This is a genomic window from Burkholderia paludis (assembly GCF_000732615.1).
Taxonomy (GTDB): domain Bacteria; phylum Pseudomonadota; class Gammaproteobacteria; order Burkholderiales; family Burkholderiaceae; genus Burkholderia; species Burkholderia paludis.
In genome coordinates, this window is the sequence record NZ_JPGL01000014.1 from 170,665 (window position 1) to 178,465 (window position 7,801).

Consider the following 7,801-nt stretch of genomic DNA (forward strand, 5'->3'; position numbering starts at 1 on the left):
GGGCAGGCAATGGTGTCGCGCCGCGGTCGACGCATCGGTACACCCCGCCCGACGCCAACCGGCACGCTCGCACTTTCAGGCCGGCAGGTCTTCTGGCTGACAGGCCGACGCCGGCTCCCGACCTTCCCGGCGGAACCCGTGGCATGCGGGGGAGAGCGGCTCGCTGTCTACAGTTGCGGGGGCAGCCACAGCGGCGCGCGGCGCGCCCTGTGTTCCCTCTTCGGCCCCGAAGGGCACCGGCGAACGAACGGCCGTAGGATACCCGATTTTCGCACCGGCCCGGCATCGGCGATGCGCCCCGCAACCGCGTCGCAGCAAGGCCGGCGCCGGTTTCGTGCTGTCTCGCAAATGGTACGATTGGCGGCGCGGCACGAGGCCGCGCGAGCGCTGGAATCCGGCACCGCGCGTGCCTAGCAGCGGCGGCCGCATCGCACCGGCGTGCCGGTGGATCAACGCGCGGCGGCCCGGCGGTCGCGCATCGCAACAAACGGAACGGAATCGAACGATGGGGAAGGGTGCATGACGGCGTGGCTGACGATAGTGGGCATCGGCGACGACGGTTACGCGGGGCTCGGACGCAGTGCGCGGCGCGCGCTGCTCGACGCGACGCTCGTCGTCGGCGCGAGGCGCCATCTCGACATGCTGCCCGCACGGCTGCCGGCCGCGCGCGAGGCGTGGCCGTCGCCGTTCGATCTCGCGGGCGTGCTCGCGCGTCGCCCGTCGCCGGTCTGCGTGCTCGCGAGCGGCGACCCGATGCTGTTCGGCGTCGGCGCCACGCTCGCGCGCACGCTGTCCCCGGACGAATGGCGCGTGCTGCCCGCGCCGTCGTCGCTGTCGCTGGCGGCCGCGCGCCTCGGCTGGGCGCTGCAGGAGACCGGCGCGGTGTCGCTCGTCGGCCGTCCGCTCGCGACGCTCGCGCGACACCTGCTGCCGGGCCGTCGCCTGTTCGTGCTGAGCGCCGACGGCCGCACGCCGGCCGCCGTCGCGGCCGAACTCGTCGCACGCGGGTTCGGGCCGAGCCGCGTCAGCGTGTTCGAGCATCTCGGCGGGCCGCGCGAGCGGCGTCTCGACGGGCTCGCGCAGGACTGGGCCGTCGACGAGACGGCCGCGCTGAACCTTGTCGCGCTCGACTGCCGCGCAGCCGCCGACGCGCCGCGCCGCGCACTGACGCCCGGCCTGCCCGACGACGCGTACCGTCACGACGGCCAGCTCACCAAGCGCGACATGCGCGCGCTGACGCTGGGGCGCCTCGCGCCCGCGCCGGACGAACTGCTGTGGGACATCGGCGCCGGCAGCGGCTCGATCGGCATCGAGTGGATGCGCGCGCATCCGTCGTGCCACGCGATCGCGATCGAATCGCATGCGGAGCGGCAACGCTTCATCGAACACAACCGCGACGCGCTCGGCGTTCCGGGGCTGCAGCTCGTCGCCGGCCGCGCGCCCGATGCGCTCGCCGGCCTGGCCGCGCCCGACGCGATCTTCATCGGCGGCGGCGTCACGGCGCCCGGCGTGCTCGACGCGTGCTGGACGGCGCTGAAACCCGGCGGCCGGCTGGTCGCGAACGCGGTCACCCTGCAGGGCGAGATGGCGCTGGCCGCGTGGCGCGACGCGCACGGCGGCACGCTGACGCGCGTGTCGCTCGCGCACGCCGAGCCGCTCGGCCGCTTCGACGCGTGGCGACAGCCGTTGCCGGTCACGCTGTACGACACCTGCAAGCCGGCCGCGGCCGATACGGCGGGCGCGCCGGCAACGCACGCGACGGACGCGTGATGCGCGACGAAACGCCCGAACAGCCCGCGCCGCTGCGCTTCGGCTATACGACCGGCAGCTGCGCGACCGCGACGTCGCTCGCGGCCGCGCGCCTGCTGCTCGCGGGGCACGCGGACGACGCGGTCGAGATCGTGCTGCCGAAAGGGCAGCACGTGATGATGCGGCTCGAGTTCTGCCGGGCCACGGCCGACGGTGCGGAAGCCGGCACGCTCAAGGACGCCGGCGACGATCCGGACGTCACGCACGGCGCGCTGATCTTCGCGCGCGTCGCGCTCGCCGCGGCGCCCGGCGTGCGTTTTCACGCGGGGCCGGGAGTCGGCACCGTCACGCGCGCGGGGCTCACGCTGCCGGTCGGCGAACCGGCGATCAACCCGGTGCCGCGCCAGATGATGACGGCCCACCTCGACGCGCTCGCGGCCGAGCACCGCTATGCGGGCGGCTTCGACGTGACGATCGGCGTCGAAGGCGGCGAGGCGCTCGCGCTGAAGACGATGAATCCGCGCCTCGGCATCGTCGGCGGGCTGTCGATTCTCGGCACGACCGGCATCGTGCGGCCGTTCTCGTGTTCGGCCTATATCGCGTCGATCCATCAGGGCATCGACGTCGCGCGCGCCAACGGCGTCGCGCACATCGCCGCCTGCACGGGCAACGCCAGCGAGGATGCGATGCGCGCCCACTACGGCCTGCCCGAGATGGCGCTGATCGAGATGGGCGATTTCGCGGGCGCGGTGCTCAAGCACCTGCGGCGCGCACCGGTCGCGCGCCTGTCGATGTGCGGCGGCTTTGGCAAGCTGAGCAAGCTCGCGGCCGGCCACCTCGACCTGCACAGCCGCCATTCGAGCATCGACCTGCCGCTGCTCGCGCAGTGGGCGGCCGGGGCCGGCGCGAGCGACGCGCTGCAGGCCGCGATGCGCGCCGCGAACACGAGCCAGGAGGCGCTGAAGCTCGCGCAGGCCGACGGCGTGCCGCTCGGCGATCTCGTCTGCGCCCGGGCGTTGCACGTCGCGCGCGACGTCGTGCCGCCGTCGGTCGCCGTCGAGATGTTCGCGATCGACCGGCAAGGCCGCTTCGTCGGGGAGGCGCGATGAGCGCGCGCATCCTGCTGCTCGGCGGCACCGGCGACGCGCTGAACATCACGCGCGCGCTCGGGCCCGGTCACGTGTACAGCCTCGCCGGCCTCGGCAAGGTGCCCGCCGACCTGCGCTGCGACGTGCGTGTCGGCGGGTTCGGCGGCGCCGCCGGACTCGCCGCGTACCTGCGCAGCGCCGGCATCGGCCTCGTGATCGATGCGACGCATCCGTATGCCGCGCGGATCAGCGCGAACGCCGCTGCCGCGACACGCGACGCGGGCGTGCCGCTGTGGGCCCTGCGCCGCGCGCCGTGGACGCCGCAACCGGGCGACGACTGGCGGATGGTCGACGACTGGGCCGGCATCGAGGCCGCGCTCGCGCCGTTCAGGCGGCCGCTTTTCACGCTCGGCCGCGAACCGCTCGCGCATCTCGACGCGATTCCGCCGCATCAGTTCTGGGTCGTGCGCTGCCTCGACGCGCATCCCGGCAACGCGCGCGCGCAGATCGTCGCCGCGCGCGGGCCGTTCACGCTCGACGGCGAGCGCGCGCTGTTCGCGCTGGCGGGCATCGACGTCGTGGTCAGCAAGAACAGCGGCGGTGCGGCCACCGAGGCCAAGCTCGACGTCGCCCGCGAACGCCGGCTGCCGGTCGTGATGCTGCGCCGTCCGCCGCTGCCTGCCGCCGAGCGCACGTTCGACTCGGCCGCCGCGCTGCTCGAGGCGCTCGATCCGGCCGTGCGCGCATGATGCGGCGCGGCCGGTCATCCCATGAATTGACGGAGATTTTTCGATGACGGTGTATTTCATCGGCGCGGGCCCCGGCGACCCGGAGCTGATCACGGTGAAGGGCCAGCGCCTCGTGCGTACCTGCCCGGTGATCCTGTATGCGGGCTCGCTGGTGCCGGCGGCCGTGCTCGACGGTCATCGCGCGGAGCGGGTCGTCAATACCGCCGAACTCGACCTCGACGCGATCGTCGCGCTGCTTGCCGACGCGCACGCGAAAGGGCAAGACGTCGCGCGCGTGCATTCGGGCGACCCGTCGCTGTACGGCGCGATCGGCGAGCAGATCCGCCGGCTGAAGGCGCTGGGGATTCCTTATGACATCGTGCCGGGCGTAACGGCCACGGCCGCGTGCGCGGCGACGCTCGGCGTCGAGCTGACGCTGCCGGGCGTGGCGCAGACGGTGATTCTCACGCGCTTCGCGGGCAAGACGACGATGCCGGAAGGCGAAGCGCTCGGCTCGCTCGCCGCGCACCGCGCGACGCTCGCGATCCATCTCGGCGTGCGGCATCTCGCCCGTATCGTCGACGAAGTGCTGCCGCATTACGGCGCCGATTGTCCGGTCGCGGTGATCTATCGCGCGAGCTGGCCCGACGAGGAGCGCGTGACCGGCACGCTCGCCGACATCGTCGAAAGGGTGCGGGGCGCGCGGATCGAGCGCACCGCGTTGATCCTGATCGGCCGCGTGCTCGATGCCGAAGGGTTCGCGGATTCGACGCTGTACGCGAGCGCGAGCTGATCATGCGCTCGCCGGCGTGCGTTCCCCGCGGTGTTCGCGCAGGTGCGTGTAGAGCGCCGCGCCAATCGTGATCGCACCGCCGGCGAAGTAGACCGGCGACGCCGTTTCGCCGAGGATCGCGATCGACGCGACGATGCCGACGACCGGGATCAGGTTGAGCACGACCGCGCTCCAGTACGACGCGTTGCCGCGCGCTCCACGGAAATAGAACAGGAAGGCCAGCGCGAACTGCAGCACGCCGATCGCCATCGCGGGCCATGCGGCGGACAAGGCCGGCAGCCGCTGCAGGCCGCCGCCGCCGTCCGCGTCGACGCCGAGCAGCACGAGCGCCAGGAGCAGCGACGCGGCCTGCTGGATCAGCAGCATCGCCGTCGCGGACGCCAGCGTGACCGCGTGCGTCGACAACGATACATACAGCGCGGCCACCATCACGCCGGCGAGCACGAACGCGTCGCCGCGCAGCGATGCGTGCGCGTCCGCGGACGTGTCGCCGAGCGTGATGACGACGACGCCCGCCAGTGCGACGACGCCCGCGGCCAGCAGCCGCCGGTCGACCCGCAGCCGGAACAGCACGATGTTGAACGCAAGGATGCCGAGCGGTTCGAGCGCGAAGAGCACCGCCGTATGCAGCGCGGACGTGGACTGCATGCCGACGAACCCGAGGTAATACGCGCCGCATGGTTCGAGCATGCCGATCAGCGCGACGACGGCGACCTGCGCCGCCGCGATGCCGCGCAGGCTGACGCGCTGCGCGACGGCAACGCACGCGAGCACCGCGACGCTGGCGGCGATTTGCAGCACGATGAGCCAGGCGGGCGACAGGGCAGGCAACGCCATCTTGCTGAACGGTATCGCGACGCCCCAGCACAACGTCGCCATGATCAGGCATCCGGTCTTGCGCGCGCTGTCGTTCATGCGTTGACTCCACTCGGCCCGTCGACCCGTAGAATGAGGGCGTGCGAGCGCCCTGGGCGAGCCGGCCATGCGACGGCCAACCCGACATCGGTGAAACGATGGTTTAATTTATATGCGTGACGCACACATATACTAGGAGCGCCTACGTGAAAAAGCAACGCCTGAACAATCTGCTGGGCGCGCTCGCGCTTGCGCTGAACGACCGGGTAGAAGAGGCGATCGCCCGCGAGACGGGGCTGCACGGGTCGATCGCGGACGCGCTGGTGCTGCTGTCGCAAGCGCATGCGATGACGATCGACGCGCTCGCACGGCAATCGATGCTGGTGCATTCGTCCGCCGTGCGGCTCGCCGAGCGGATGGCGCAGGAAGGGCTCGTCGCGCGCGAGCCCGGAGAGGACAAGCGGACCGTCGTGCTGACGCTGACCGAGGCGGGGCACGATACGGTGCGGCAGGTACTGGCCGCGCGCGGCGCGGCCATCGCGGATCTCACGCGCACGCTGACGCCCGCGCAATGCGCGCAGCTCCTGCCGATCTGCGAGCAGCTGGTCGGCGCGCTGGCCGACGACATGCAGAACGCGATCCGCGTGTGCCGGCTGTGTGACGAGGATGCGTGCGACTTGCGGCGGTGTCCGTCGGAGCGCGCCTATCGGCGGCATCTGGCCGAGCGCGAAGCGGGCGTTTGAGGCTGCCGAGGCGCGCGAACGCCGCCGTACCCGGCGGCCACGCGCGCCGCACTAGGCACGCGCGAGATGCCGCACGCTTCGCGGCGCAAACCCCGCCGCCAGCGCGAACAGCGCGACGCACAGGCACGCCATTGCCACCCACGCGGGCGTCAGGTCCGCGAGGTGCTGCCGCACGACGCCGGCCGCGAACGGAAACAGCCCGGCGATCAGGTAGCCGACACCCTGTACGAAGCCCGTCAGCGACGCGGCATCGGCCGGCGTCGCCGCATGGTCGACCGTGACGATCAGCGACAGCGGGAACAGCGCGCCGATCCCCGCGCCCAGCAGCAGCGCGGCCGGCAGCGCGAGCGCGTCGGGCGCGGCGAGCATCACCAGCAACCCGGCGAGCAGCGACGCGATCGCCGCATGCAGCGCAGGCCGGCGATCGGGCAGGCGGTCGATCGTCGCCGAGATCGTCAGCCCCGCGACGACTTCCGCGAGCGTCACGCCGCCGAGCAGGCTGCCGGCCGCCGTCGGCGACCAGCCGAGCCGCATGTAGTACGGCGGCAGCCATGCGAGCACGAGCGTGTACGCGCCCGTCGCGATACCGAAGAACAGCGCGAGCCGCCAGGCGCGCGGCGAGCGCGACGGCTGCGCATGCGATGCCGTCGCCGGCCCGATGGCGCGCGCGTCGCCGCCGCGCCCGGCCAGCGGCCAGGCCACCGCGGCTATCGCGGCCGGCAGGGCCCAGCCGGCGAGCGCGGCGAGCCAGCCCCAGCGCGCCGCGGCGAACGGCGCGACGACGCTCGCGAGCACCGCGCCGCCCATGATCGACGTCGAGTAGACGCCCATCGCGCCACCGATGCGCGCAGCGAAATGCGCCTTCACGAAGCCGGGCAGCAGCGCCTGCACCATCGCGATCCCGACGCCCGCGCAGCAGGCGCTCGCGAGCAGCAGCCATGCGTGCTGCGCGCCGACGCGCGACGCGCACGCCAGCCCGATCAGCACGACGCCGAGCCCGACGCCGCCCACGATGCCCGTCATGCGCTGCAGGCGCCGCGCGCTCAGCGCGCCGAGCCCCATCAGGAGGATCGGGATCGTCGTCAGCAGGCTGGCCGCGCCGTCGCCGATGCCGGTCGCGCGCTGGATCATGTCGAGCAGCGGGCCGACCGCGGCAAGCGCCGGCCGCAGGTTCAGCCCGACGAGCACGATGGCGGCGAGCCGCCATCCCGGAGAAGTAAAGCGATTCATCGCATGGCCCTCGAAATCGATGCACGGCTCCCGGTGAGACGCCGCGCGTTTTCATGTAAAGTATCTCGACATCAAGATAAATGCTGATTTATCTCGACGTCAAGATAACTGGTGAGCCGAGGAGGGTTAATGGATCGAGCCGCGCATGCGCTCGCGCAATGGCGCGCCGAGCGTCCGGATCTCGACGCGTCGTCGATGGTGGTGATGGGGCGACTGCAGGAAGCCGCGCTCGTGATCGCGCGCGACCGTCTGAATCCGCTGTTTGCGCGCTACGGGATGCAGCCCGGAGAATTCGACGTGCTCGCGACGCTGCGGCGCGGCGGTGCGCCGTTCGCGCTGACGCCGACGGCGCTGTACGACGCGCTGATGATGTCGTCGGGCGGGATGACCGCGCGCATCGACCGGCTGCAGAAGGCCGGCTGGGTCGAGCGCCGGCCGAACCCGGCCGACGGGCGCGGCACGCTCGTCGCGCTGACGGAAGCCGGCCGCGCGCTGATCGACGATGCGGTCGTCGCGCACATCGACAACCAGCGCGCGCTGCTGGCCGTGCTGTCGGACGCGGAACAGGCGCAGTTGTCGGAATTGCTGGGGAAACTGCTGGCGGGGGGGGGGGAC

General features: G+C 72.5%; 8 protein-coding genes and 1 riboswitch. Of the genes, 6 read left to right on the forward strand and 2 right to left on the reverse strand.

Annotation, left to right across the window (positions count from 1 at the left end; translation table 11 throughout):
• Positions 1-65: 65 nt before the first annotated feature.
• Positions 66-256, reverse strand: a riboswitch (cobalamin riboswitch).
• A gap of 263 nt (positions 257-519) precedes the next feature.
• Genes GQ56_RS0110990 through cobM form a run of 4 tightly spaced genes read left to right on the forward strand, consistent with a single transcriptional unit; the run spans position 520 to position 4,358 of the window.
• Entirely contained in the window at positions 520-1,770 is a 1,251-nt protein-coding gene (locus tag GQ56_RS0110990) for a bifunctional cobalt-precorrin-7 (C(5))-methyltransferase/cobalt-precorrin-6B (C(15))-methyltransferase (RefSeq protein ID WP_031398701.1), read from the forward strand.
• Positions 1,770-2,858, forward strand: coding sequence for a cobalt-precorrin-5B (C(1))-methyltransferase (locus GQ56_RS0110995; RefSeq protein WP_031398702.1), 1,089 nt, complete (start codon positions 1,770-1,772; stop codon positions 2,856-2,858). Before GQ56_RS0110990 ends, GQ56_RS0110995 begins: the two co-directional genes overlap by 1 nt.
• Positions 2,855-3,586, forward strand: a complete 732-nt coding sequence (locus GQ56_RS0111000; protein WP_031398703.1) for a cobalt-precorrin-6A reductase — start codon at positions 2,855-2,857, stop codon at positions 3,584-3,586. The genes GQ56_RS0110995 and GQ56_RS0111000 overlap by 4 nt, the downstream gene beginning before the upstream one ends.
• Positions 3,587-3,629: 43 nt before the next feature.
• Positions 3,630-4,358 carry a precorrin-4 C(11)-methyltransferase gene (gene cobM / locus GQ56_RS0111005; RefSeq protein WP_031398704.1) on the forward strand — a complete coding sequence of 243 codons (729 nt, stop codon included), beginning with the start codon at positions 3,630-3,632 and terminating at the stop codon, positions 4,356-4,358.
• Here cobM and GQ56_RS0111010 read toward each other — a convergent pair whose 3' ends face one another.
• Positions 4,359-5,273 (reverse strand): DMT family transporter, encoded by a 915-nt coding sequence (locus GQ56_RS0111010; protein WP_031398705.1) that lies wholly within the window; start codon positions 5,271-5,273, stop codon positions 4,359-4,361.
• Positions 5,274-5,419: 146 nt separating this feature from the next.
• Between GQ56_RS0111010 and GQ56_RS0111015 the strand changes: the two genes are divergently transcribed.
• On the forward strand, positions 5,420-5,956 hold the full coding sequence (locus GQ56_RS0111015; RefSeq protein WP_052007247.1) for a MarR family winged helix-turn-helix transcriptional regulator: 537 nt from the start codon (positions 5,420-5,422) through the stop codon (positions 5,954-5,956).
• Positions 5,957-6,007: 51 nt separating this feature from the next.
• On the opposite strand, the gene GQ56_RS0111020 is transcribed toward GQ56_RS0111015, so the two are convergent.
• Positions 6,008-7,186 carry an MFS transporter gene (locus GQ56_RS0111020; RefSeq protein WP_031398707.1) on the reverse strand — a complete coding sequence of 393 codons (1,179 nt, stop codon included), beginning with the start codon at positions 7,184-7,186 and terminating at the stop codon, positions 6,008-6,010.
• Between the two features lie 129 nt (positions 7,187-7,315).
• Here GQ56_RS0111020 and GQ56_RS0111025 point away from each other — a divergent pair.
• Positions 7,316-7,801 (forward strand): MarR family winged helix-turn-helix transcriptional regulator (locus tag GQ56_RS0111025; protein ID WP_031398708.1); only part of this gene is annotated, 486 nt, incomplete at its 3' end.